This window comes from Mesorhizobium sp. M8A.F.Ca.ET.181.01.1.1 (assembly GCF_004792025.1).
In the GTDB taxonomy this organism is placed as follows: Bacteria; Pseudomonadota; Alphaproteobacteria; order Rhizobiales; family Rhizobiaceae; genus Mesorhizobium.
The window spans coordinates 212,326-235,932 of sequence record NZ_SRTV01000002.1; the positions used below are offsets into that span (position 1 = coordinate 212,326).

Annotated in this window: 22 protein-coding genes; 7 read left to right on the forward strand and 15 right to left on the reverse strand. The window is 63.5% G+C overall.

Annotated elements, in window-relative coordinates; all coding sequences use genetic code 11:
* Window positions 1–84: 84 nt before the first annotated feature.
* Window positions 85–1,602 (reverse strand): peptidase S10, encoded by a 1,518-nt coding sequence (locus EN824_RS09335; protein ID WP_135932180.1) that lies wholly within the window; start codon window positions 1,600–1,602, stop codon window positions 85–87.
* Between the two features lie 189 nt (window positions 1,603–1,791).
* Between EN824_RS09335 and EN824_RS09340 the strand changes: the two genes are divergently transcribed.
* Entirely contained in the window at window positions 1,792–2,298 is a 507-nt protein-coding gene (locus EN824_RS09340; protein ID WP_127278755.1) for an OsmC family protein, read from the forward strand.
* A 167-nt stretch (window positions 2,299–2,465) separates the two neighbouring features.
* On the opposite strand, the gene EN824_RS09345 is transcribed toward EN824_RS09340, so the two are convergent.
* The 13 genes from EN824_RS09345 to rpsF all read right to left on the reverse strand — a co-directional run bounded on the left by EN824_RS09345 (window position 2,466) and on the right by rpsF (window position 14,330).
* Window positions 2,466–2,684 carry a hypothetical protein gene (locus EN824_RS09345; protein WP_127278756.1) on the reverse strand — a complete coding sequence of 73 codons (219 nt, stop codon included), beginning with the start codon at window positions 2,682–2,684 and terminating at the stop codon, window positions 2,466–2,468.
* Between the two features lie 169 nt (window positions 2,685–2,853).
* A complete protein-coding gene (locus EN824_RS09350; RefSeq protein ID WP_135883326.1) occupies window positions 2,854–3,492 on the reverse strand; it encodes a hypothetical protein in 639 nt (212 codons plus the stop codon).
* Window positions 3,493–3,570: 78 nt separating this feature from the next.
* Window positions 3,571–4,311: an SDR family NAD(P)-dependent oxidoreductase gene (locus EN824_RS09355; RefSeq protein WP_135932181.1), complete on the reverse strand. Its 741-nt coding sequence runs from the start codon at window positions 4,309–4,311 to the stop codon at window positions 3,571–3,573.
* Between the two features lie 148 nt (window positions 4,312–4,459).
* Entirely contained in the window at window positions 4,460–5,929 is a 1,470-nt protein-coding gene (gene purF, locus EN824_RS09360; RefSeq protein WP_127278759.1) for an amidophosphoribosyltransferase, read from the reverse strand.
* A 104-nt stretch (window positions 5,930–6,033) separates the two neighbouring features.
* Window positions 6,034–6,693, reverse strand: coding sequence for a CvpA family protein (locus EN824_RS09365; RefSeq protein ID WP_127278760.1), 660 nt, complete (start codon window positions 6,691–6,693; stop codon window positions 6,034–6,036).
* 44 nt (window positions 6,694–6,737) lie between these two features.
* Window positions 6,738–8,141 carry a DNA repair protein RadA gene (gene radA, locus EN824_RS09370; RefSeq protein ID WP_127871425.1) on the reverse strand — a complete coding sequence of 468 codons (1,404 nt, stop codon included), beginning with the start codon at window positions 8,139–8,141 and terminating at the stop codon, window positions 6,738–6,740.
* A 92-nt stretch (window positions 8,142–8,233) separates the two neighbouring features.
* Entirely contained in the window at window positions 8,234–9,724 is a 1,491-nt protein-coding gene (locus EN824_RS09375) for a replicative DNA helicase (RefSeq protein WP_127871426.1), read from the reverse strand.
* Window positions 9,725–9,962: 238 nt separating this feature from the next.
* Entirely contained in the window at window positions 9,963–10,934 is a 972-nt protein-coding gene (locus tag EN824_RS09380; protein WP_127871427.1) for a small ribosomal subunit Rsm22 family protein, read from the reverse strand.
* A gap of 1 nt (window position 10,935) precedes the next feature.
* Window positions 10,936–11,259 carry a YnfA family protein gene (locus EN824_RS09385; protein ID WP_127280224.1) on the reverse strand — a complete coding sequence of 108 codons (324 nt, stop codon included), beginning with the start codon at window positions 11,257–11,259 and terminating at the stop codon, window positions 10,936–10,938.
* Window positions 11,260–11,348: 89 nt separating this feature from the next.
* Entirely contained in the window at window positions 11,349–12,641 is a 1,293-nt protein-coding gene (locus tag EN824_RS09390) for a cyclopropane-fatty-acyl-phospholipid synthase family protein (protein WP_127280225.1), read from the reverse strand.
* Between the two features lie 152 nt (window positions 12,642–12,793).
* Window positions 12,794–13,378, reverse strand: a complete 585-nt coding sequence (rplI, locus tag EN824_RS09395; RefSeq protein WP_127871428.1) for a 50S ribosomal protein L9 — start codon at window positions 13,376–13,378, stop codon at window positions 12,794–12,796.
* 215 nt (window positions 13,379–13,593) lie between these two features.
* Window positions 13,594–13,842, reverse strand: coding sequence for a 30S ribosomal protein S18 (rpsR, locus tag EN824_RS09400; RefSeq protein ID WP_006203718.1), 249 nt, complete (start codon window positions 13,840–13,842; stop codon window positions 13,594–13,596).
* On the reverse strand, window positions 13,842–14,330 hold the full coding sequence (rpsF, locus tag EN824_RS09405) for a 30S ribosomal protein S6 (protein ID WP_027144123.1): 489 nt from the start codon (window positions 14,328–14,330) through the stop codon (window positions 13,842–13,844). The genes rpsR and rpsF overlap by 1 nt, the downstream gene beginning before the upstream one ends.
* 464 nt (window positions 14,331–14,794) lie before the next feature.
* Here rpsF and EN824_RS09410 point away from each other — a divergent pair, with 464 nt between their 5' ends.
* Window positions 14,795–16,435, forward strand: coding sequence for a pilus assembly protein (locus tag EN824_RS09410; protein WP_127280759.1), 1,641 nt, complete (start codon window positions 14,795–14,797; stop codon window positions 16,433–16,435).
* Between the two features lie 45 nt (window positions 16,436–16,480).
* Here EN824_RS09410 and EN824_RS09415 read toward each other — a convergent pair whose 3' ends face one another.
* A complete protein-coding gene (locus EN824_RS09415) occupies window positions 16,481–18,442 on the reverse strand; it encodes an LTA synthase family protein (protein WP_127871431.1) in 1,962 nt (653 codons plus the stop codon).
* Between the two features lie 244 nt (window positions 18,443–18,686).
* Here EN824_RS09415 and fabD point away from each other — a divergent pair, with 244 nt between their 5' ends.
* The 5 genes from fabD (at window position 18,687) to mltG (ending at window position 23,537) form a co-directional block, all read left to right on the forward strand.
* On the forward strand, window positions 18,687–19,628 hold the full coding sequence (gene fabD / locus EN824_RS09420) for an ACP S-malonyltransferase (protein ID WP_127280774.1): 942 nt from the start codon (window positions 18,687–18,689) through the stop codon (window positions 19,626–19,628).
* Window positions 19,629–19,685: 57 nt separating this feature from the next.
* Window positions 19,686–20,423, forward strand: coding sequence for a 3-oxoacyl-[acyl-carrier-protein] reductase (gene fabG, locus EN824_RS09425; protein ID WP_127280775.1), 738 nt, complete (start codon window positions 19,686–19,688; stop codon window positions 20,421–20,423).
* 212 nt (window positions 20,424–20,635) lie between these two features.
* Window positions 20,636–20,872 (forward strand): acyl carrier protein, encoded by a 237-nt coding sequence (locus EN824_RS09430; protein ID WP_006203723.1) that lies wholly within the window; start codon window positions 20,636–20,638, stop codon window positions 20,870–20,872.
* A 34-nt stretch (window positions 20,873–20,906) separates the two neighbouring features.
* On the forward strand, window positions 20,907–22,169 hold the full coding sequence (gene fabF / locus EN824_RS09435; RefSeq protein WP_127871434.1) for a beta-ketoacyl-ACP synthase II: 1,263 nt from the start codon (window positions 20,907–20,909) through the stop codon (window positions 22,167–22,169).
* A 99-nt stretch (window positions 22,170–22,268) separates the two neighbouring features.
* Window positions 22,269–23,537 (forward strand): endolytic transglycosylase MltG, encoded by a 1,269-nt coding sequence (gene mltG / locus EN824_RS09440; RefSeq protein ID WP_127871435.1) that lies wholly within the window; start codon window positions 22,269–22,271, stop codon window positions 23,535–23,537.
* Window positions 23,538–23,607 lie beyond the last annotated feature (70 nt).

The window sequence follows — 23,607 nt, forward strand, 5'->3', positions numbered from 1 at the left end:
GCCAGTCCCCTGGCCTGCGTTCGGCTGGGGCCAGCACCATTGGCCCCGGGCCTAGGTTGCCCGAAATTGCGGGGTCTCTATTGTTTAGTGCGTCGCCTGGTAAAGTTCCGAAGCGGCCTCTTTCAGCGCGCGTCGGCCGTCCGGCTTGAAAAACATCATGTGTCCACCTTCAACGACGTCGAGGCGGATCGGCCTGGCGCCGGCGAGCGACGGAATCTGGCTGACCAGATAACGCGACGCCAGGTAGGGAGTGACGAGATCGGTGTAGCCGTTGACGATGACGACGCCCAGCGCGGGATTCAAGGAGCGTGCCCGCTGCAAATCGTCCATCACGCCAGCATAGCCTTGGCGCGAGGCGCTCGTCCCATAGTCCCAGTTGTGGCTGATATCGTCGTTCAGTAAGCGGTAGCTAACATCGGTGCGAAAGTTCAGCTCGTCGCGAGCGTAGCCGACAAAGGCCGAGGTCAGCGCCGGCACACTGCGGTCCAGCACCGGATCGGGACCGGCGATCCGGGCGCTCTGAGGCGCTATGTCCGCCGTCGCGATCATACCGTCATAGGGGCTGAGCACCTTGCCCGTGGCACGGCCAAACTCCCTTGCGAAGAGCGAGGTCGGGACGCGGGCGAAGTTGCGGTGAACGAGGTCGAGTGGCAGACCGGTGATCTCCGCTACGCGATCGCTGGCCAGCCGCCCGCCTTGCTCCAGCCCACTGGCGAGCGCGGTGAGGTACTCGCCAAGTGCATAATGCTCGATATCGGCGAGCTTTTCCCGCAGTGCATCGCCGTTGAAACCTTCACTACGCAGGCGAACCGCGGCGAGGGAGGGTAGTTCGAGAGCCCAATGCAGCGGCTCGAATTCGTCGGGCTGAACCAGGGTGAATTCCAGCGCCGGCGAGATCAGCACGATGCCGCTTGGGCTGATGCCGATATCTTCCTGCAGCGTCCTGGCAAGCAGTGCCGCCCGGAACCCGCCATAGCTCTCACCGGCGAGGAACAGCGGGGATCCCATGCGGCTGTTTTGGGCAAGATAGAGCCGGATAAACGCACCGATAGAACTGGCGTCCTGCCTGACGCCCCAGAAGTCGTGCGTATCCTGGCCAGGCGCCTCGCGACTGTAGCCGGTTCCCACCGGATCAACGAAGACGAGGTCGGTCATGTCGAGCCAGCTGTCGGGATTGTCGATGAGCTTCTGCGGCGAGGGGAGGAATTCCCCGTCGGCTCCGGTCGCCACGATGCGCGGTCCAAGCGCGCCGAGATGCAGATAGGCTGAAGCGGCGCCGGGGCCGCCATTGAACGCGAAGGTGATTGGCCGCGGTGCTTCCGTCGCCGTGCCCTCACGCGGTTTCAGCGTATAGGCAACATAGAAAATCTCCGCCGTGACCTCGCCCTTGCCGGAGAGCAGCGGAAGCGTGCCGGCCTTTGCCTGGTACCGCAGACTGTGCCCGGCAATGGTGATCGAATGGTCGCTGATCTCGGGTGAGGGCAGCAGCGACAGCACACCACCCTCGGGCGCTGGCCGCTCTGGCGTTTCAGCCAAGAGGGGCCGCGCGAAGCCGGCAAGCATGACGAGGACAAGGGAGACGAGTTTCAGCTTGGAACGCATGAGGCCTCCGCGGGAACGACTCCCGCATAGGTATGGCCGAGGCGAATGAAGTCAAAGGGAATAGACGAAGGCGAGCCCACTGCTATCCCCTCGACACCGGTTCCTGACAGCTTGGATCGTCGCTCGGATTGGCTCACACTTCCGTACGACCGTGCTATCAAGACAGAAAGCCGTTCGAAAGGAACGAAAATGGACGCGACCGAACTCAAGGCCATGCAGGCGCCGCTGAAGCAGGCCTACCGTAACGACGCCGCGCAAGCACTGATCACGCTGAGAGCGAAGGGTTCGATCGACGAACAGTCGGTCGCCTGCAAGGTCGACACCGGCAGGGCGATTGCCGTCGCTGGCCTTCATCCGGCGACAGGCGGCTCGGGGCTCGAGCTGTGCTCCGGCGACATGCTCCTCGAGGCGCTGGTGGCCTGCGCCGGGGTGACGCTGAAGGCGGTGGCGACGGCGCTCGAGTTCAAGCTCGGCGCCGCGACCGTTGAAGCCGAAGGCGACCTTGATTTTCGTGGCACACTCGGTGTCGCCAAGGATGCGCCGGTCGGTTTTCGCGCCATCCGGCTCAGTTTCGATCTCGACACGGACGAGCCGCAGGAGCGGATCGATTCGCTGCTGAAGCTGACCGAGCGCTATTGCGTGGTGTTCCAGACCATCAACCAGAAGCCGGAGCTGACGGTGAGCGCGCGGAGATGAATCACAAGGCCCGCGGCAGCGGGCCTAGAGCGGTTCAGAGTTTGATAGAATCTCTGACCCGCTCTAACTTCTTGTTTTTACGCAATTCCCAAGGGGAAGCGCTACGCGCTTCTTCCGGGAAAACCGCTGCACACTTTTCCTGGAATTGCTCTAGTGATACCTGATGCTTACTGAGCTGCCGGCTCTTCGGCGTCGCCTTCGTCGGTGAAGGGCGAGGCGCTCGGCACGCACTGCACGGACCAGCCCGCGGGTGTCGGCTGCTTCTGATACTCGGTGATGGCGGCGGCGCACTGTTCGCGTTTGTCGAAGGTGCTGGGCAGCACAACCATGCCGCCCTGTGGGCCGGCGATTACCAGATACCAGACCAATGCTGCGGTCGTAGCCATGGAGTTTTCCTTGTTCTGCCCCAGCAGGGCGCTTGGTGTGGGAGTCTTCCGATCCTAACAACTCCTCCGAAATGACGAAAGCATGACCGCCGCGCGCCCTTCTCCCTTAGATCACAGCCGCGTGATCATCCGGCGGATTTTCGGACTGGCCTGTTGCCGACGCCACGGTTCAGTCGGTCGCAAAACAATAGAACAGGCCGTCGCCACCTGTGCCTTTCAGCGCCTCCTGGCTGCAGCCGCCACGAGAGGCGTGCGAGGAATTCCATGACTTTGCCGCCGCCGAATCGTCGAGACCGGTGCGGTCGTGATGGCCCATCATGGCCGCCCCTTCGGCGCCGCTCATCGTCCAGTCGCCGCAGGTCTGGTCGGCGATCCGGGTGCCGTCAGGCTTGGATCCCGTCAGCATATCGTGCCGGTTGGGAGTATCGCCGCGACCGTTGACCGTCTCGCCCTTCTCATTCAGCGCGGTCTGCTTGGTGATGCCGTTGGCGTCGCTGTGCAGGGAGGCGACATTATCCGCGATCTTGGCGCCCTTGGCGTTGAACCAAGGCCCCTTGCCGATGCGGTCGCGCGCATCCTCGGCGCTGGTCGAGAGATAAGCGTGCCAGCTCTTGCCGGTGACGCCGGCGGCTTCGGCAAGCGATGCGCAATGGGCGTCCGCGCCCTTCAGGCCACCGAGATCGGCGCCCTTGCCGGAGCCGACACTGGTGACGAAGAAGCTCATTTTGGTATCTTGGGAAACAGCCACACCGACTGTAGCCCCAAGGGCGGCGGTGAGAGCGGCGGCAACGATAACGAATCTGCGCATGTCGGTCCTCCGGTTTCGAATGTCCTACGTCAGGAGAACGTAGCCGAAGGCTCTTTTAATCCGTTTCGAACCCGAGTTTTATTCCGGTTGCCGATAGGTGACGAAGCGGTTGTGCTTGGCCTGGAAGATCAGGCCGGTCTCTTTGAGGTCCGGGCTGGCCAGCGGCACGATGCGTTTGGCGATCTCGGAGGGGTGCGGCAGCGTCTCGGGATCCTCACCGGGTACGGCTTGCGCGCGCATCGCGGTGCGCGTGGCGCCGGGGTCGGCGGCGTTGACGCGCAGCGGCAGGCTTTGCGTCTCATGCGCCCAGGAACGCATCATCGTTTCGACCGCCGCCTTCGATCCCGCGTAAGGCGCCCAGAACGCGCGCGCGGAATGCGCGGCATTGGAAGACAGGATAATCGCCCGGCCGGCGTCCGAAAGCCGCAGCAGCGGGTCGACGGAGCGGATCAGCCGCCAGGTCGAGGTGACGTTGATGGTCATCACCTTTTCGAAGGTCTTGGCCTCGACATGGCCAATCGGCGAGATGACGCCGAGCACGCCGGCATTGGCTACGAGAATGTCAAGCTTGCCCCAGCGCTCATGGATGGCGCCGCCCAGCCGGTCGATGCCGGCCATGTCGGCGAGATCGAGCGGGACCAGCGTCGCCTGGCCGCCAGCCGCCTTGATCTGGTCGTCGAGTTCTTCCAGCCCTCCGACGGTGCGGGCAACCGCGATGACATGCGCACCGGCCGCCGCCAATTCCCTGGCGATGAAATAGCCGATGCCGCGCGAGGCGCCGGTGACGACCGCAACGCGGCCGGTAAGGTCGAGGGTCATGCGATGCTTCCGGAACTCTGGCTAGAGCAATTCCAGGAAAAGTGTGTAACGGTTTTCCGTCCGGAATTGCGTAAAAACAAAGAGTTAGAGCGGTTCGGCGATTCTATCAAACGCTGAACCGCTCTAAGCTGGTGACGGACCGGCAATCCTACGCCCCGCTTGTCGCCAGCAGCGACAGCGTGCGCACATTGTCGTGGCCTTCGAAGTCGAGCAGGCGGGTCGGGTACTGGCCGGTGAAGCACGCATCGCAGAACTGCGGCTGTTCGTCGTTGCGGCTGGCCTCGCCGACGGCGCGGTAGAGCCCGTTGATCGAGAGGAAGCCGAGTGAATCGACGCGGATGAACTCGGCCATCTCTTCCACCGACATGCGCGAAGCGAGCAGCTTCGACTTCTCCGGCGTGTCGACACCGTAGAAGCACGATGCGCTGGTCGGCGGCGATGCAATGCGCATGTGCACTTCCCTGGCGCCGGCGTCACGCACCATCTGCACGATCTTCTGGCTGGTGGTGCCGCGCACGATGGAATCGTCGACCAGCACCACGCGCTTGCCCTCGATCATGCGGCGGTTGGCGTTGTGCTTGAGCTTGACGCCCATGTGGCGGATCGAATCGCCGGGCTGAATGAAGGTGCGGCCGACATAATGGTTGCGGATGATGCCAAGCTCAAAGGGAATGCCGGCCGCCTGGCTGAAGCCGATCGCCGCCGGCGTGCCCGAGTCCGGCACCGGCACGACGATGTCGGCCTCGACCGGGTTTTCCTGCGCCAGTTCGGCGCCGATGCGCTTGCGCACCTCATAGACATTGCGGCCCTCGACCGAAGAGTCGGGCCGGGCGAAATAGACATATTCGAAAATGCAGAAGCGGGTCTTCTGCGGTTCGAACGGGAACAGGCTCTCGATGCCCTTCGAGGTGACGACGACCATCTCGCCGGGCTTCAGATCACGCACGAAACGGGCGCCGATGATGTCGAGCGCGCAGGTCTCGGAGGCCAGGATCCAGGCGCCGTCGAGATCGCCGAGCACCAGCGGGCGGATGCCGAGCGGATCGCGGCAACCGATCATCTTCTTGGCCGTCATCGCCACCAGCGAGAAGGCGCCCTCTACCTGGCGCACCGCGTCGATGAAGCGCGAGTTGAGATCGCGCTCCTTGCTGGTCGCGACCAGATGCAAAAGCGTCTCGGTGTCGGAGGTGGAGGAGAAGATCGCGCCCTGCTTCTGCAGCGCGCGCTGCACGGTCATGGCGTTGGTGAGGTTGCCGTTATGGGCGACGGCGAAGCCGCCATCGGCCAACTCGGCGAAGAAGGGCTGGATGTTGCGCATGCCGGCGCCGCCTGTCGTGGCGTAGCGCGTGTGGCCAATGGCGCGGTTGCCCTGCAGGCTGTCGATGACGCGCTGCTTGGTGAAGGTGTCGCCGATCAGTCCGACATGGCGTTCGACATGGAACTGGGTGCCGTCGTAGGAAACGATGCCGGCCGCTTCCTGGCCACGATGCTGCAGCGCATGCAGGCCGAGCGTGACGATGGCCGCCGCATCCTGCCGGCCAAAGATGCCGAAGACGCCGCATTCGTCATGGAAATGATCGTCAGCCTCGGCGGAAAGCACGTCGTCTGCGTCTGCCATCTTAAGCTCCGCTAAAATCGCCATATAAGGCGGTCGCGCGTCGAAAGCAACGCACTGCATGCGATCGTTCACATGGATCGATCGCCAGACGTCCCGTTCGGACCTCAGTTCGCCGGCGCTGGCGCCGGCTTGGCCGTGTTGTCGGCGGGACCGGCGTCGTTGTCGTCGGGCGCTGGCGCATTGGCGTCGTCGCCGCCGGCTGGGGCATCCGCCGCCGGTGCGTCGGGCGCGGCGGGCGTCTCGGCGGCCGGCTGATTCGGATTGAGCTTCTTGAGGATGGCGTTTTCCGGATCCTCCGGCAGCAGGCTTTCCAGCTTGGCGCCGATCTGTTCCAGCAGCGGCCGCGACTTGGCTTCCGTGACCCAGGCCGGGGCCTTGGCGCCGGCCAGCCAGTTGAAGAACAGCAGCGCCACCGCGACGACCAGGACGCCGCGCGCGGCGCCGTAGAGGAAGCCGAGCGTGCGGTCGAGCGCGCCGATGCGCGAATCGATGATCCAGTCGGCGAGCTTCATGGTGATGACCGAGACCACGATCAGCGCGATGATGAAGACGACGCCGGCGGCAGCGGCCATGGCGATCTTCTCATTGTCGATATAGGGCTTCAGGTAGGGCAGGACCGGCTTGTAGAAGAAGAAGGCGGCCGCCGCCGCCGCCGCCCAGGACACCACCGAGAGCACTTCGCGCGAAAAACCGCGAACCATGGCGAGCATCGCCGAGACCAGGGTGAAGCCGACGAGAATTCCGTCAAGCAGCGTAATCGGCATGTCTTTCGCCCCACTCTGTCTTGCTCACCACCGGATGAGCCGCGTCACTCTTCATCGTCGGCACGGCTTCGCCGTGAGCCGGCTATACGCGCCACGAGGTCGGCAAGCTCGGTGGGTTGGAAAGCGCCGGCCCCGATCCCTCCAGCAAGTTCCTCGCTGCCCAAGGGCAGAACCGCGCTACCAAAACCCAGTTTTTCGGCTTCCTTGAGGCGCTGCTGCGCATGCGCAACCGGCCTCACCGCGCCCGAAAGGCTGATTTCGCCGAAATAGACGCAATCGGCGGGAAGGGCAAGACCGGTGAGCGAGGAAACCAGTGCCGCGGCGACCGCAAGATCGGCCGCCGGCTCGCTGATGCGGTAGCCGCCGGCGACGTTGAGATAGACGTCATGCTGGCCGAAACGGACACCGCAATGCGCCTCCAGCACCGCCAGCACCATCGACAACCGAGCCCCGTCCCAGCCGACCACCGCCCGGCGCGGCGTGCCGAGCGAGGAGGGCGCGACCAGCGCCTGGATCTCGACCAGGACGGGCCTGGTGCCTTCCATGCCGGCGAAAACCGCTGCTCCCGGCGATTTCGCGTGCCGTTCGCCAAGGAAAAGTTCGGACGGGTTGGAGACCTCGCGCAGACCCTTGTCCGACATTTCGAAGACGCCGATCTCATCGGTCGGTCCGAAGCGGTTCTTCACCGTGCGCAGGATGCGGAAGTGGTGGCCGCCTTCGCCCTCGAAATAGAGCACGCCGTCGACCATGTGCTCGACCACGCGCGGACCGGCGATCTGGCCTTCCTTGGTGACATGGCCGACCAGCACGATCGCGGCACCCGTGGATTTGGCGTAGCGGATCATTGCCTGGGCGGCGGCGCGCACCTGGGTGACCGTGCCCGGCGCCGAGTCGGCTAGGTCGGTCCACAGCGTCTGGATCGAATCGAGGATGACCAGATCCGGCCGCTTGCCGTCGGCGATCGTGGCGAGGATATCCTCGACATTGGTCTCGGCCGCCAGTTCCACGGGCGCCGACGCGACGCCGAGCCTCTGCGCGCGCAGCCTGATCTGGGCAACCGCCTCTTCGCCCGAAACATAGACGATGCGGTGGCCTTTGGAGGCAAGAGCGGCCGCGGCCTGGGTGAGCAGCGTCGATTTGCCGATACCGGGATCGCCGCCGACCAGCAGTGCAGAGCCCCGGACGAAACCGCCGCCGGTGGCGCGGTCGAGTTCGCCGATGCCTGATATGATGCGCGGCGCGTCCTCGATGTCACCGGAAAGCGTGGTCAGCACCACCGCGCGGCCCTTGCGGGCATTGCGCGTGTTGGCAGGCCCCGAGCCGATGCCGCCCGACGTGCCTTCCTCGACCAGCGTGTTCCACTCGCCGCAGGCATCGCATTTGCCGGCCCAGCGCTGATGCACCGAACCGCAATTCTGGCAGATGAACTGGACGCGGGATTTGGCCACGCTTTTACCTTCCCGCCCGATTGCGGGTTCCGGACAGGGGGGGGCGTCGTAGAGCGCCGAGACCCGTTGTTGTTGAGGTCGCGGTCAAACGGCTACTCGAACCTCTCCGCGATGTGGTGCTCTTCGGCCAAATCAGAGAAGCGGGTGAATTCGCCGTGGAAGGCGAGCGTGACCGTGCCGGTCGGTCCATGGCGCTGCTTGGCCACGATCACCTCGGCCTTGCCGCGCATCTCGTTCATCTCGTTTTCCCACTTGACGTATTCCTCGGTGCCGAGCTTCGGCTCGCGGTTCTTGAGGTAATACTCCTCGCGGTAGACGAAGATGACGACGTCGGCGTCCTGCTCGATCGAACCGGATTCGCGCAGATCGGAGAGCTGCGGGCGCTTGTCGTCGCGGCTTTCGACCTGACGCGAGAGCTGCGACAGCGCGATGATCGGCACGGTCAGTTCCTTGGCCAGCGCTTTCAGGCCCGTGGTGATCTCGGTGATTTCCTGCACGCGGTTCTGCGAGGACTTGGCGGATGAGCCCTGCATCAGCTGGATATAGTCGATGACGATCAGGTCGAGGCCACGCTGGCGCTTCAGGCGGCGCGCGCGGGCAGACAACTGAGCAATGGAAATACCACCGGTCTGGTCGATGAACAGCGGGATCTTCTGCATGGTCTGCGAACAGGCGACCAGCTTTTCGAAATCCATTTCGCTGATTTCGCCGCGGCGGATCTTCGAGGAAGAGATTTCCGTCTGTTCGGAAATGATACGGGTCGCGAGCTGTTCGGACGACATTTCGAGCGAGAAGAACCCGACGACACCGCCATTGGCCGCCTTGAACGAGCCGTCGGCCTGTTGTGCCGGCACATAGGCCTCGGCGACGTTGAAGGCGATGTTGGTGGCGAGCGATGTCTTGCCCATGCCCGGACGGCCGGCAAGCACGATCAGGTCGGAGGGCTGCAGGCCGCCCATGCGGCGGTCGAGATCGCGCATGCCGGTGGCGAGGCCCGACAGACCGCCGTCGCGCATATAGGCGGCGTTGGCCATGTCGACCGCGGTCTTGACCGCGTCGGTGAAGCTCTCGAAGCCGCCGTCATAGCGCCCGGTTTCAGCCAGTTCGAACAGGCGGCGCTCGGCGTCCTCGATCTGTTCGGAAGGCGACATGTCGACAGGTGCGTCATAGGCGATGTTGACCATGTCCTCGCCGACCGTGATCAGCGCCCGGCGCGTCGCCAGGTCATAGATGGCGCGGCCGTAATCGGTGGCGTTGACGACGGTGACGGCTTCCACCGCCAGCCGCACGACATATTGCGCCACCGTCATGTCGCCGACCTTTTCGTCGGCCGGCAGGAAGGTCTTCAGCGTGATCGGCGTCGCCGCCTTGCCCATGCGGATCAATTCGGCCGCGACGTCGAAGATCTTGCGGTGCAGGGGTTCATGGAAATGACCGGACTTCAGGAAATCGGACACCCGGTAGAAGGCATCGTTGTTGACCAGGATGGCGCCAAGCAGCGCCTGCTCGGCCTCGATGTTGTTGGGCGATTCGCGATAAAGCGGTTGCTCCGCCACGCCGAATTTTCGCGCTGCCTCTGCCATGATGTCCCCAATTTCGATCCCGCCCTTTCGATATCAGAACTGGACAAGTCGGTGCTGACTTATCTGCAACAGCCCGTGTCGAAGCGGCTTTGATACTCGCGATTCACAGCCAAAATTTTTCCGTGGAAAGAATCGCAATTGACTCGAATCGAGAGTTGCGAGTTTAGTGTTTCTCGAAGGAGAACAAAACAGGAAAGTGGAGCGATTGGCACGGGATTGCGGAGCCGTCGCGTTCGTTTCATCCTCGTGCCAGCGCATCGCCCCAGTCCAGCCGCCGCGCCACCTTGAAGGCGTCGCCGTCGCGTTTGGTGAAGAGCTTTTCGCCGGCGCTGCCGTCTGCTTCACAGAGTTTCAGCGACACCTTGCCGGACCCTGACTTCGGCGGCGCGATCACCCGTGCGGCGCGGGAGACAGCCGGCTGGCGCGAAGCGGCGACATAGATGAATTTCTCGTCCTCCCATGGCACATCGGCGTCCTTGGCCAGCCGGTGCAGGCGCGAGCGGGCGACGCGGCGGGAAAAATGGCACCAGTCGGGCGGGTTGAGCGGGCAGGGCGCTTCGTGCGGACAAGGCGCCAGCACATGCGCGCCGGCGGCGATCAATTGCTGGCGCACCGCCAGAATTCGCTGCCAGCCCGCCGGCGTGCCCGGCTCGATAATCAGCACCGTGTCGGTCGTGAGGTGCCATAGCCGGTCGATCATTTTGGCCAGGGATGCCGGCACGATCTCGTCCAGCACATAGGCGCATGTGACGAGGTCCGCGGGCTGGAGGTCGGCAAGGTCTGTCGTGACATCGCCGGCCTGCCAGATGGTCCGGGCCGCGATCGCATCGGCGGCAAGTGTCTCGCCGATTTTGCGCACCGCGGCACTCGCCTCCAGCAACGTGGCCAGTTCCAGTTCAGGCCAGAGGTCGCTGGTGGCCCAAAGCACCGTACCAGGGCCGGCGCCGACATCGAGCAAGGTTTTCGGCGTGAAATCCGGCCGGGCTTCGGCGAGCGCATCGAGGCTGGCGCGGACCGCGGCATAGGTCGCCGGCAGCCGCGTCGCCAGATAGGCCCTGACCGCCATGTCCTGCGCCATGTGCAGGCGGCCGTCGCGCAGTTCGGCGCGGTAACGGTCGGAGAGCGTCTTTGCCGCCTGCTTCAGGTCCGGCAGCGGTACTTTTTCCAAAATGCGATCGACAGCCTGTCGAAGAGGGGCCGGCAACTCCACGCTATGCTCCTCGCGGCACGAGCAGGATGATCGAGGCACCTGCCACGCAGAGTGCCGCACCGCCAAGATCCCAGCGGTCGGGCCGCACGCCTTCCACCAGCCAGAGCCAGGCCAGCGAGGCTACGATGTAGATGCCGCCGTAAGCGGCATAGGCTCGCCCTGCTGCATTGGTGTCGACCAGTGCCAGGAGCCAGGCGAAGACAAGCAGCGAGACAAAGCCCGGCGCCAGCCACAAAGGCGATTTTTCCAGCCGCCACCAGGCCCATACCGAAAAACAGCCGGCGATCTCGGCCAGCGCTGCGGCGGCATAGAGGAGATAGGTCATGAAAAAGGCCTCGCGACGATTCACGAGGCCTTTTTCGGGGCAGGAGCCTGCAATGGCAAGCGCCAATAATGCGTTCTGCAGCGCCGTTCCTATTCCGCCACCTTGCGGCGCCGGGCCGGCTTGACGGGCTTCTCGACTGGAGCCGCCTCGCGGCGACCCATGTCGCGCATTTCCAGTGCCTTTTCGCATTTGGCCATGTAGTCGCGCGTCATCGGCAACGTGTCGTTCTTCTTGGTGATCTGGAACTGGAAAATCACCAGGTCCTGCCAACGGAAGGCAGCCTCCGAGGCGGCCAGATAGAACTCCCACATGCGGCAGAAGCGTTCGTCATAGATCGCCTTGGCCTTGTCGCGGTTGGCGGCGAAGCGCTGGCCCCAGTGCTTCAGCGTGTCGGCATAGTGGAGCCGCAGGATTTCGACGTCGGTGACCACGAGGCCGGACTTTTCGATCGCCGGCAGCACCTCGGACATCGCCGGAATATAGCCACCCGGGAAAATATACTTGCGGATGAAGGCGCTGGTCGCCCACGGCACGCCGGAGCGGCCGATCGTGTGCAGAAGCATGACACCATCAGGCTTCAGCAATGTTGCCGCCTTGTCGAAGAAGGTTCGGTAATGGTTGACGCCGACATGCTCGAACATGCCGACCGAGACGATGCGGTCGAAGCGTTCGTTGAGCTCGCGATAATCCTTCAGTTCGAAATGGACGTGGTTTTCCAGCCCTTGCGCATGCGCCCGGTCCGTGGCGACGCCATGCTGTTCGGTCGACAGCGTCACACCCTGCACGTCGACGTCGAAAGCCTTGGCGAGATAGAGGCCGAGCCCGCCCCAGCCGGAGCCGATGTCGAGCACCGTCTGCCCCGCCTTCAGCCGGAGCTTGGCGGCGATATGGCGCTTCTTGGCTGCCTGCGCCTCTTCCAGCGTCATGTCCGGTTGCTCGAAATAGGCGCAGGAATACTGCATGTCCTCATCGAGGAAGAGCCGGTAGAGTTCACCTGACAGGTCGTAGTGCCGCTGCACGTTGCGGCGCGAGCGCGAGGCGGTGTTGATCTGTTGCAGGCGGCGGAAGGCGTGGCGCAGGCCCTCGATGGCTTTCGACCAGGTCGCGTCGATGCCGCCGCTGCCCATGTTCTGGAAGGCAATGCGCATCAGCCCAAGCACGCCGCCTTCAAGAATGTCCAACTCGCCGTCCATATAGGATTCAGGCACCGCCAGCATCGGATCGAAGGAGATGGCGCGCTCGGCATGGCGGGTCTTGATGTGCATATGCACCGGCTCGCCGCTGCCGTCGCCGAAGATGAATGTCGAACCCTTCGGCCCGGTTACCTTCAGATTGCCCGTGCGCACCAGGCGGTCGAGAACGCGCTTCAACAGAATATTCATGTCCAATGTCCCCTCACGGTCAGACAGGCTGTCCTACTCTGCATCAATATATAGGGTTTCGAAAAGTTCCTTTTGGCACAAAAATGCCCGGGCGAGAGGCCCGGGCATTGGTCCAGAATGGCTGGAGAGCGGTGGTCCGAGGACCTGTGCGATCAGGCGTTGTCTTCGCCGCCTTCGAACTCGGCATTCGGATCGAAGAAGTTTTCCGGCCGCGCATTGTCGTTGATGTCGTCGCCGTAAATGGCTTCGGCGGTGGTCAGCGTCTCGCCCTTGGCCTGGCGTTCGGCCTCGTCGGCCGTGCGGGCGATGTTGAGCGTGATGGTGACTTCGACTTCCGGATGCAGCGCGATCGCCACATTGGTGAGGCCGATGGTCTTGATCGGCTGGTTGAGCTGGATCTGGTTGCGGTTGACCGTGAAGCCCTCCGCGGTCAGCAGGTCGGCGATGTCGCGGGTCGACACCGAACCGTAGAGCTGGCCGGTCTCGCCGGCCGAACGCACCGCGATGAAGCTCTTGCCGTCAAGCTTTTCGGCGACCTGGGCCGCTTCCGACTTGCGTTCAAGGTTGCGGGCTTCGAGTTGGGCGCGCTGGCCCTCGAACTTCTTCTTGTTGGCTTCGTTGGCGCGCAGCGCCTTGCCCTGCGGCAGCAGGAAATTGCGGGCAAAACCGTCCTTGACCTTGACGGTATCGCCCATCTGGCCGAGGCGGGAAACGCGTTCGAGAAGAATGACGTCCATGGCTATGTTCCTTTTGGTTGGGCGTCCGTCCACGAGGCCGACGCCGAATTCTCTGGAACAGGTCAGGAAGCAAAAGGGCGTTGCCGCCGGTGTCGCTGTCCTGCCTGTCGCGGCAGTTAGAGGTTATTGACCTCAACTCGGGATTTGATGGCTATCCGGTCATGCCCGTCATGGCCGGCGACAGGAACGGGCGGCGAACCGCCCGTTCGGAAGAATTAGCGAACCACGTAGGGCAGCAGGCCGAGGAAACGGGCACGCTTGATCGCCTTGGCGAGCTCGCGCTGCTTCTTCTGGCTGACGGCGGTGATGCGCGACGGCACGATCTTGCCGCGCTCGGAAATGTAGCGCTGCAGCAGGCGCACGTCCTTGTAGTCGATCTTCGGTGCGTTGGCGCCGGAGAACGGGCAGGTCTTGCGGCGGCGATGGAAAGGGCGCCGGGTCGGGATCTGATTGATGTCGACCATTATTCTGCACCCCCTTCAAAACCTTCGCGCGGACGGCGCGGACCACGGTCGCCGCCTTCGCGATCGCCGAACGAACGCGGGCCACGATCGCCGCGGTCGCCGAAGCTGCGCGCCGGACGATCGCCACGGTCGCGATCGCCGAAGCCACCGCGCTCGGAGCGCTCTTCGCGCTTCTGCATCATGGCCGATGGGCCTTCCTCATGCGCCTCGACCTTGATGGTCAGGAAACGCAGCACGTCCTCGGACAGACCCATCTGGCGCTCCATCTCGTTGAGCGCTGCCGGCGGGCAGGTGAGGTCCATCAGCGTGTAGTATGCCTTCCGGTTCTTGTTGACCCGGTAGGTGAGGGACTTCAGTCCCCAGTTCTCGACCCGGCCGACGGACCCGCCATTTGCTGCGATGACGCCCTTGTACTGTTCGACAAGCGCATCGACCTGCTGCTGCGAGAGGTCCTGCCGGGCAAGAAACACATGTTCGTAAAGAGCCATTATGGTTCAGTGCCTTTCTTCGTTTCTCTCCCGGTTCCCGGCGGCAAAAGCCTCTGCAACTTCTCTGACCCGCATGTGCCTCGAAAGGCGCGGGAAGAAAGGAGCATGACGAGACGGTCGAGAGCGGAGACACGGGAGGCGGAAGCGCTTCTGGCTTCACACGAAGGTTCTCGAAAAAACCTCCGGCCCTCCGTTCAGCCCCCAGCTGGGACCGGCAGATTGGCGGCGTCTATATAGCAATCCACCGATAAGGCAAGGGCAAGCGGCGTCCCCGATGTCGCAACCACCAGAAAATCAAGCCGCGGCGCCAGCAAGGCCCGGCGATTTTCCCCGGCAACCGGACCTTAACCACAATGTCAGGTTGCGCAGGGTTGCCCTCCGCCGTCAACGGTCGATTCATTATGAAAGGTGCAAAAGCCCGGACAGCCGTGCATGACAAGCGGCAAGCATTTTCGGGGGTAAGGATGCTTCTCAACAGGTTCTGGCGCTCGAAGAGCGGCAATTTCGCGCTTCTCATGGGATTGGGGCTACCCGCCATTCTGTCGGCAGTGGCCTTCGCGACCGATGTCTCGACCATGATGCGGGCGAAGAGCAACCTGCAGAACGCGATCGATGCGGCAAACCTTGCCTCCTCGCATCTTGGCGATCTCGACATGACCCGCACCGATGCTTTCGACCGCTATTTCCAGGCCAACATCGCTGGCCATGGCGAACTCGTCAACGCGCAGGCGACCCTGACCGTCGACAGGGGCGTCAATTTCATCAAGACCAAGGCGGTCGCCTCGGCCGACGTCAATCTGAACTTCGCTTTCCTGTTTGGCCAGAGCAAGCACATCGTGGTCGATGCCTCGGCGGCCGAGTCCAATAACCAGCTCGAAGTCGTGCTGGTTCTGGACAATACCGGCTCGATGGCTGGCGCCCGCATGACGGCTCTGAGGACGGCGACGAAGTCGTTGCTGGATACGCTCGAATCGACAAAGTCGCCGACGCGCCAGGTCCGTGCCTCGCTGGTTCCCTTCGTCACGGCCGTGAACGTCAATGGCGACGGGTTCGATCCGTCCTGGATCGACATGGACGGCAAATCCTCGACCAACGGTATCAATTTCCCCGTCATCGACGGCAAGCGCCCGAACCACATGGCCCTGTTCAGGCAGCTCAAGGACACCGGATGGGCCGAGCCCGGATGGAACGACACGGGATGGAAGGGCTGCGTGGAGGCGCGGGCCGGCGCCTACAACATTTCCGACACGCCGCCCGACCCGGCTAAGCCCGACACGCTGTTCGTTCCCTATTTTGCGCCGGATGATCCGGGAGATGCGCAGATGCCGTCCAGTTCCTATGGCAATGAGGCAAAGTACTACAACAATTCCTATCTCAGCGACGCCAGCGACACGGTCAAGCTAGACAAACAGAAAGGCGACAACCGGCTCGGCATCGACTTCAGCGGCCTCGACAGCGATCCCGACAAAGCCACCAAGGAACAGGTTGCCAAATATGTGGCGCCGGCCAAGGAACTTATCACCGAGACAGGAACTCCCGTCACCGTTGGTCCCAACCGTTCCTGCCCGACCCCCGTCGTTCCCCTGACCGACGATTTCGACAAATTGCGTAAGGCGGCGAGCCAGATGACGGAATGGAACGGCTCCGGCACCAACGTCTCGGAGGGGCTGTCCTGGGGCATGCGGGTGCTCTCGCCCGGCGCGCCCTATACCGGCGGCGCGCCATTCAAGACGCCTGGCGTCAGCAAGATCGTACTCCTGCTCACCGACGGTGAGAACGTCGTCTACGGCGCCAGCCAGCAATCGACGAAGTCCGACTACACATCCTACGGCTATCTGGCGGGTGGCCGCTTCGGGTCGGACAATCAGACGACGGCGGCCCGCAATGTCGACGGCTGGACGAAGAGCGTCTGCACGCAGTTGAAGAACCAGGGCGTGCAGATCTACACGATGGTGCTGCAGTCCGACACCGCTGCCAACCGCACGCTTTACAGCGCCTGCGCTTCCGATCCGAGCGATTATTATGCCGTCAACGATCCGGCCAAGCTGCCGAATGTTTTTCAGCAGATCGCCAACAAGTTCTCGAAGCTGCAACTGACGAATTGAGCGCCCGATGCCGAGAGCGCGCGATACATCCGGGGGGTCCAGACCTCAACTCGTGTGGGCGACAACCTTGTCGACCGTCTCGGGGAAGAAGTCGGGCGCGGCATGGCGCTTGCCGAACATCATGTCGTACTGGATCAGCCGGAAGTCGCGGATCGCCGGGTCGATCTCTTTCTGACGCGACCAGTCGGCCGTGGCCGCGCCGGCCGGCGTGAGCAGCAGGTTGCGGTCGACAACGCGATAGCGCTCCCGCATCTCGCCCAGGAAGCCGGTGTAGTAGGGGTGGGTGATGCCCGCGGCGGTGAGGATATGATAGGGCAGGAACGCAGGACTCACCGTCCCCAGATTCTCGACCGGGCCCGAACGGTTCGACCAGATGATCAGCGGAGTCGCGTGATGTTCGAGAGCGGCCTCCGGCGTCGGTTCCTTGCGGGGCGCGACGTTGTCCTTCAGGAAGCCGGTCTCGACATAGACCGGCCCGAGCGGCGGCAGGTGGTCACCGAAAAAGGCGACAATCGTTGGCCGCTCGCGCGTCTTGGCCCATTCGATCAGCCGCTCGAGGCCGCGGTCCGCGTCGGCTGAACCCTCGGCGTAGGAGAGCAGCGAGTCACGCGCCCACTGGCTGATCGGCGCCTGCACCGAGTGGGTCGGGTTCGAATAACGGTTCGGCTCATACGGGCCATGGTTCTGCAGGCTGACCGCGAAGAAGAAGACGGGGTCGTCGCTGGCGTCGGCTTCGCGGATGATCTCGTCGGTCATCGCGGCGTCGGATGCCAGCGGTCCGCGCTTTTCCATGGGCGGCAGCGTTTCTTCCGATTTGAAGTCGTTGAAGCCGAAATCGGCATAGACGGCGCCGCGATTCCAGAACCAGTTGGTGCCTGGATGGATGGCGCGTGCCCTATAGCCTTCGCTCTTCAGGAAGGTCGCCATCGACGGCGTCGGGGTGCGTACATATTGCTGGTAGGGGATGCTGCCGGCCGGCAGGAAGGCGTTCGAGAACCCGGTCAGCGCTTCGAATTCGATATTGGCGGTCATGCCGCCGAATTCGGGCGAGAACATCGAGCCCGAGCGGAGCGACCGCACATTGGGGATCGGATCGGGCGTGATGGTGACGCCGGGCAGCTTGGTCGAATCCCAGAAGGATTCGCTCATGACGATGATGATGTCTGGCTTCTGGGCCGGCACCGAGGCGCTCACATCGGGCCTGTCGATCGCCGCGATTGCCTTGTCGGAATAGCCCGGCGGGGCAGAGACGTGCGCCATCGGCACGTTGAGCGCGAAGGCGAGCGCAAAGCCGTTGGAGGCGTAGTTTTCCTTCTGGTCCCACATGATCGGGATGATCTGCAGCCGGTCCCTGGTCCACGAGAAGGTGGCGTAGTCCATGATTGAGACGAAGAAGGCGAGCAGCGGCACCGCCAGCGTCAGCCGGGCGAGGCGGCCCTTGTGGCTGAGGGCTGGAACCTTGCGGCGCCAAAGACGCCAGCCGTAGACGAGCAGGGACAGGCCGACCACGATGCCCGCGACCATGGCGAGCGCGGTCATTGGCCGCTCGCGCACCAGCAGCGGCAACAGCGCGAAGATCTGTCGGGCGTAAAGGAAGTCCGTCGGATAGAGCGGGTCGCCGAGATAATGCGACTTCTGGTGGCCGACAAAGGCCAGCGATAGGGTCAGCGGCGCGACGATCATCAGGCTTTGATGACTGCGGCCGAGCACGGCATCGAGGCCGATCAGGACCAGCGCGAACACGACGATGGTGGTCCAGCCCGGCTTGAACGGCTGCAGGAAGAAGGAAACGGTGCCGGCGACATCACCGCGCACGATCAGTTCGATGGCGAACACCATGACGGCCGAGATCGCCAGGCTGATCAGCCCGTAGCGGACGACCGGCCATCTCCGGCCCGGCAGATAGCCGGTGGACGGATCGTCTTCCAGGAATTGCGGCGCGGCGTTGCCGGCACGTTTCGAACTCTTTGCCACTTTAACTTCCCACCCAAAGACAACCCACGTCATTCGATTGTCATATAATTGTCACGCAAAGCTAGCGCCTGTGACGGAAATAAGAAGAGCCAGCAAACGATTCGTGAGCGGTTTTCATCAGGTGTGATCGCCAAAAAGCCCTTTCGGAACAGGCACTCGCTCAAGGATACGGCCCTCGGCATGGGCTGAAGTGGCTTGACTTGGCGGCCTGCCTTGCGTCACAGGCAGGGAAAATTCGTAGTATCACGCAAGCAGAACCAGTCTGGGGAGCCCTCGCATGGCCGTCGCATTTACCTTTCCAGGACAGGGCAGCCAGGCTGTCGGCATGGGCAAGGACCTCGCCGATGCCTTTCCCGAAGCGCGCAGGGTCTTCCAGGAAGTCGATGATGCGCTCGGCGAAAACCTGTCGAAGCTGATCTGGGAAGGTCCCGAAGAGACCTTGACGCTGACGGCCAACGCGCAGCCGGCCCTGATGGCGGTATCGCTGGCGGCGATCAGGGCGCTGGAAGCGCGCGGTTTCTCGCTGAAGGACCAGGTCGCCTATGTCGCCGGCCATTCGCTGGGCGAATATTCGGCACTCGCCGCCGCCGGCTTCGTTTCCGTCGCCGATGCCGCTCGTCTGCTGCGCATTCGCGGTAACGCCATGCAGGTGGCGGTGCCGGCCGGCGAGGGCGCCATGGCGGCGATCATCGGGTTGGAGCAGGCCGATGTCGAAGATGCCTGCGCCGAGGCCGCTAAGGGCTCGATTTGCCAGATCGCCAACGACAATGGCGGCGGCCAGCTGGTCATCTCAGGTGCAAAGGTCGCGGTCGAGCTGGCAGCGAAACTGTGCACCGATAAGGGCGCCAAGCGTGCGCTGATGCTGCAGGTGTCGGCGCCCTTCCATTCGGCGCTGATGGCGCCGGCGGGCAACGTCATGCGCGAGGCGCTTGCCGGCGTGGCAAAGACCGCGCCAGTCGTTCCCGTCGTGTCCAACGTATCGGTGCAGCCGTCGACCGATCCCGACGAGATCGCCGGGCGCTTGGTCGAGCAGGTGACCGGTCGCGTGCGCTGGCGCGAAACGGTGGAATGGTTCGGCGCCAACGGCATCACCACGCTTTACGAGATCGGTGCCGGCAAGGTGCTTTCGGGACTGGCTCGCCGCATCAACCGCGATATCGCCACCGCGTCCGTCGGTTCCTCGGCCGAGGTCGAGGCGGCACTTGCGGCGCTTGCATAAAGCGCCATTTGAGACCATCCCTATAAGGGGCGCCCTCTTCTCAACCTGGAGACAAAAATGTTCGAATTGACCGGCCGCAAGGCGCTTGTCACCGGCGCATCGGGGGGCATCGGCGAGGCGATCGCCAGGGTGCTGCATGCGCAGGGCGCGATCGTCGGCCTGCACGGCACGCGCGTCGAGAAACTGGAAACGCTGGCCTCCGAACTGGGCGATCGGGTCAAGCTGTTCCCGGCCAACCTGTCGAACCGTGACGAGGTCAAGACACTCGGCCAGAAGGCGGAGGCCGATCTCGAGGGCGTCGATATCCTGGTCAACAATGCCGGCATCACCAAGGACGGCCTGTTCGTGCGCATGTCGGACGCCGACTGGGATACGGTGCTGGAGGTCAATCTCACCGCCGTTTTCCGGCTGACCCGTGAACTGACCCACCCGATGATGCGCCGCCGCCATGGCCGCATCATCAACATCACATCGGTGGTCGGCGTGACCGGCAATCCCGGCCAGGCGAACTACTGCGCCTCCAAGGCCGGCATGATCGGCTTGTCCAAATCGCTGGCGCAGGAAATCGCCACCCGCAACATCACCGTCAACTGCGTCGCTCCGGGCTTCATCGAATCGGCGATGACCGACAAGCTCAACGAGAAGCAGAAAGAGGCGATCATGACGGCGATCCCGACGAAGCGCATGGGCACCAGTGCCGAAGTGGCGTCCGCCGTTGCTTATCTGGCTTCGAACGAGGCCGCCTACGTAACCGGGCAAACCATCCACGTGAATGGCGGCATGGCGATGATCTGAGCGAGCTCCGGCAGCAACATCGCCGCGCTGTGAAAACCCACCATTTCGGCTTGGACCTCGGCAATTTTTCGTGTAATGCGGCCCGCAACCCGGCGGTTCGGGCAAAAACCGGTCCGTGGCCGTTGCGTTTCCGGCAGGACCATCTTTCAGCTTGATTAGCGGCATTCCGCCCGCTAACGAAGACAGACAAACAAAAGACGAGGATGCCCCAAATGAGTGACACCGCAGAGCGCGTCAAGAAGATCGTCATCGAGCACCTTGGCGTCGATGCCGACAAAGTGACGGAGCAGGCGAGCTTCATCGATGATCTGGGCGCTGACAGCCTCGACACGGTTGAACTCGTCATGGCGTTCGAAGAAGAATTCGGCGTCGAGATCCCCGACGACGCAGCAGAGACCATTCTGACCGTTGGCGATGCGGTGAAGTACATCGACAAGGCTTCGGCCTGACGCTTTCCGCAGTCGTCACCGGGGAGGACCTGCGATGAGGCGTGTCGTCGTCACGGGCCTTGGCCTGGTTTCGCCGTTCGGCATGGGCTTCGAGCACGGCTGGAAGCAACTGCTGACCGGCCGCAGCGCTGCCAAGCGCGTCACCGAGTTCGAAGTGGACGATCTTGCCTGCAAGATCGCCCACGTCATTCCGCGTGGCGACGGCTCCAACGGTACGCTCAATCCCGAAGCCATTCTCGAGCCGAAGGAACTTCGCAAGATCGGCGACTTCATCCTGTACGGGATCGCGGCCGCCGATGAAGCGCTGAAGGATTCCGGCTGGCAGCCTTCCACCGAAGAAGAGCGTTGCGCCACCGGTGTGCTGATCGGCTCCGGCATCGGCGGTCTCGAGGGCATCGCCGAGAACGCGATCATCCTGAAGGAACGCGGCCCGCGCCGCATCAGCCCATTCTTCATTCCCGGAAACATCATCAATCTCGTGTCGGGCCAGGTTTCGATCCGGCACGGATTGAAAGGCCCCAACCACGCTGTCGTCACCGCTTGCTCGACCGGCGCGCACGCCATTGGCGACGCCGCCCGGCTGATCATCTTCGGCGATGCCGACATCATGCTGGCCGGCGGCGCCGAATCGCCGGTGACCCGACTTTCGCTCGCCGGCTTCGCGGCCTGCCGGGCACTCTCGACCGAGCGCAACGACACCCCGCAAACCGCCTCGCGGCCCTACGACCGCGACCGCGACGGCTTCGTCATGGGCGAGGGGGCCGGTGTCGTGGTTCTGGAAGAGCTCGAGCATGCCAAGGCGCGCGGCGCCAAGATCTATGCCGAGGTGACCGGCTACGGTCTGACCGGCGACGCCTATCACATCACCGCGCCGGCCGAAGATGGCGACGGAGCTTTCCGTTGCATGACCGCGGCGCTGAAGCGGGCAAAGCTTACGCCGGCCGATGTCGACTACATCAATGCGCACGGCACCTCGACCATGGCCGATACGATCGAACTCGGCGCTGTCGAGCGGCTGGTCGGCAATGCGGCTTCCAAGATTTCGATGTCGTCGACCAAGTCGTCGATCGGCCATTTGCTGGGCGCGGCCGGTGCCGCCGAAGCGATCTTTTCGATCCTCGCCATCCGTGACAATATCGCACCGGCGACCATCAACCTCGACAATCCCGAGCGCGAAACCGCGATCGACCTGGTGCCGAACAAGCCGCGCCCGCGCCAGATCGACGTGGCACTGTCCAATTCCTTCGGCTTCGGCGGCACCAACGCCTCGCTGGTCTTCCAGCGTTATAATGGCTGACCGAGCTGCCGGGCGGTGCTTTGGCGTGCCGTCAATTTTGCCATATTCGCCCCTACTCTGCCGCAGGGGATTCGTTGAGAGATCGAACGGTAGGGCGAAATGAACACAAATCCGTCAGGCAACGGAGAATTCGGGCAAAGGCCGGCGAATACCGGGCCGATCGTGCCGAAGACGGCAAGCGAGGCGCTGCGGCCGGAGGCTGGAACGCCGCCGCCGAAACGGTCGCGCGCTTCGCGCAGCCAGATCGTCGTGTTCATGAACTTCGTCATCTCCTCGGTGATGCTGATGGTTCTGGCGGCAGGCGTGGCCCTCTATTTCGGCAAGCAGGAGTTTACCGAACCCGGCCCTTCCGCCAATGGCGACACCTTCCTCGTCAAGCCCAACACCGGCGTCCAGGATATCGCCGACCAGCTTGAGCGCCGCGGACTAATCAGCGACGCCCGCGTGTTCCGCCTCGGCGTGCGTGCCTTCGGCAACGATTCCGCGCTCAAGGCCGGTGAATACGAGATCAAGCCCAGGGCGTCCATGCGCGACATCATGGAACTCCTCAAGAGTGGCAAGTCGGTGATGTACTCGCTGACTATTCCCGAAGGGCTGACGGTCGAGCAGGCTTTGCAGCGCATCGCCGACGAACCCGCCCTGAGCGGCGATATGCCGTCGAAGACGCCCCCCGAGGGTAGTCTTGCCACCGACACGCTGCGCTTCACGCGTGGCGCAACGCGCCAGCAGATGGTCGACAAGCTGCTCGCCGATCAGAAGAAACTGGTCGATGAGGTGTGGCAGCGGCGCGCGCCGGATCTGCCCCTGGCCAGCGTCGAGGACTTTGTCACCCTGGCCTCGATCGTCGAGAAGGAAACCGGCAAGGGCGATGAACGCTCACGCGTGGCCGCCGTCTTCCTGAACCGGTTGGCCAAGGGCATGCGCCTGCAGTCCGATCCGACCATCATCTACGGTCTGTTTGGCGGCAAGGGCAAGCCGGCGGACCGTCCGATCTACCAGTCCGACATCCAGAAGCAGACGCCTTACAACACCTATGTGATCAGCGGCTTGCCGCCGACACCCATCGCCAATCCCGGCCGCGCGGCCCTCGAAGCCGTGGCCAATCCGTCGAAGACCGACGATCTCTATTTCGTCGCCGACGGCACGGGCGGCCACGTCTTTGCCGCGACCCTGGACGAGCACAATGAAAACGTCGCCCGCTATCGCGCGCTGCAGAAGAAGCAGGCCGATGACGCAGCCAAGGCCGCCGCTGCCGCCGGTACCAGCGGCAGTGCCGACAAGCCTGCAGCAGACAAGCCAGCCGACGACAGCGATGCCAGCGGCGGCGACAATGGCGATGCCGGCGGTGATGCGGGCGCGGCCCAGTAATGTGAAGAAAGGCGTTGCCTGGAAGGCGGCGGCCTGACATTTGAGAGAACGCCAGGCGTCCGATTTCGAC

Bases quoted from the DNA above. Each gene is read 5' to 3' on its own strand.
- EN824_RS09345 (WP_127278756.1), bottom strand. From the start codon at position 2,684: ATGGCTACGACCGCAGCATTGGTCTGGTATCTGGTAATCGCCGGCCCA.
- EN824_RS09355 (WP_135932181.1), bottom strand. From the start codon at position 4,311: ATGACCCTCGACCTTACCGGCCGCGTTGCGGTCGTCACCGGCGCCTCG.
- EN824_RS09390 (WP_127280225.1), bottom strand. From the start codon at position 12,641: ATGAATATTCTGTTGAAGCGCGTTCTCGACCGCCTGGTGCGCACGGGC.
- rpsR (WP_006203718.1), bottom strand. From the start codon at position 13,842: ATGGTCGACATCAATCAGATCCCGACCCGGCGCCCTTTCCATCGCCGC.
- EN824_RS09430 (WP_006203723.1), top strand. From the start codon at position 20,636: ATGAGTGACACCGCAGAGCGCGTCAAGAAGATCGTCATCGAGCACCTT.
- rplI (WP_127871428.1), bottom strand. From the start codon at position 13,378: ATGGACGTCATTCTTCTCGAACGCGTTTCCCGCCTCGGCCAGATGGGC.
- EN824_RS09350 (WP_135883326.1), bottom strand. From the start codon at position 3,492: ATGCGCAGATTCGTTATCGTTGCCGCCGCTCTCACCGCCGCCCTTGGG.
- fabG (WP_127280775.1), top strand. From the start codon at position 19,686: ATGTTCGAATTGACCGGCCGCAAGGCGCTTGTCACCGGCGCATCGGGG.
- EN824_RS09385 (WP_127280224.1), bottom strand. From the start codon at position 11,259: ATGACCTATCTCCTCTATGCCGCCGCAGCGCTGGCCGAGATCGCCGGC.
- fabF (WP_127871434.1), top strand. From the start codon at position 20,907: ATGAGGCGTGTCGTCGTCACGGGCCTTGGCCTGGTTTCGCCGTTCGGC.
- EN824_RS09375 (WP_127871426.1), bottom strand. From the start codon at position 9,724: ATGGCAGAGGCAGCGCGAAAATTCGGCGTGGCGGAGCAACCGCTTTAT.
- mltG (WP_127871435.1), top strand. From the start codon at position 22,269: ATGAACACAAATCCGTCAGGCAACGGAGAATTCGGGCAAAGGCCGGCG.
- EN824_RS09340 (WP_127278755.1), top strand. From the start codon at position 1,792: ATGGACGCGACCGAACTCAAGGCCATGCAGGCGCCGCTGAAGCAGGCC.
- rpsF (WP_027144123.1), bottom strand. From the start codon at position 14,330: ATGGCTCTTTACGAACATGTGTTTCTTGCCCGGCAGGACCTCTCGCAG.
- purF (WP_127278759.1), bottom strand. From the start codon at position 5,929: ATGGCAGACGCAGACGACGTGCTTTCCGCCGAGGCTGACGATCATTTC.
- EN824_RS09365 (WP_127278760.1), bottom strand. From the start codon at position 6,693: ATGCCGATTACGCTGCTTGACGGAATTCTCGTCGGCTTCACCCTGGTC.
- EN824_RS09415 (WP_127871431.1), bottom strand. From the start codon at position 18,442: ATGACGTGGGTTGTCTTTGGGTGGGAAGTTAAAGTGGCAAAGAGTTCG.
- fabD (WP_127280774.1), top strand. From the start codon at position 18,687: ATGGCCGTCGCATTTACCTTTCCAGGACAGGGCAGCCAGGCTGTCGGC.
- EN824_RS09410 (WP_127280759.1), top strand. From the start codon at position 14,795: ATGCTTCTCAACAGGTTCTGGCGCTCGAAGAGCGGCAATTTCGCGCTT.
- EN824_RS09335 (WP_135932180.1), bottom strand. From the start codon at position 1,602: ATGCGTTCCAAGCTGAAACTCGTCTCCCTTGTCCTCGTCATGCTTGCC.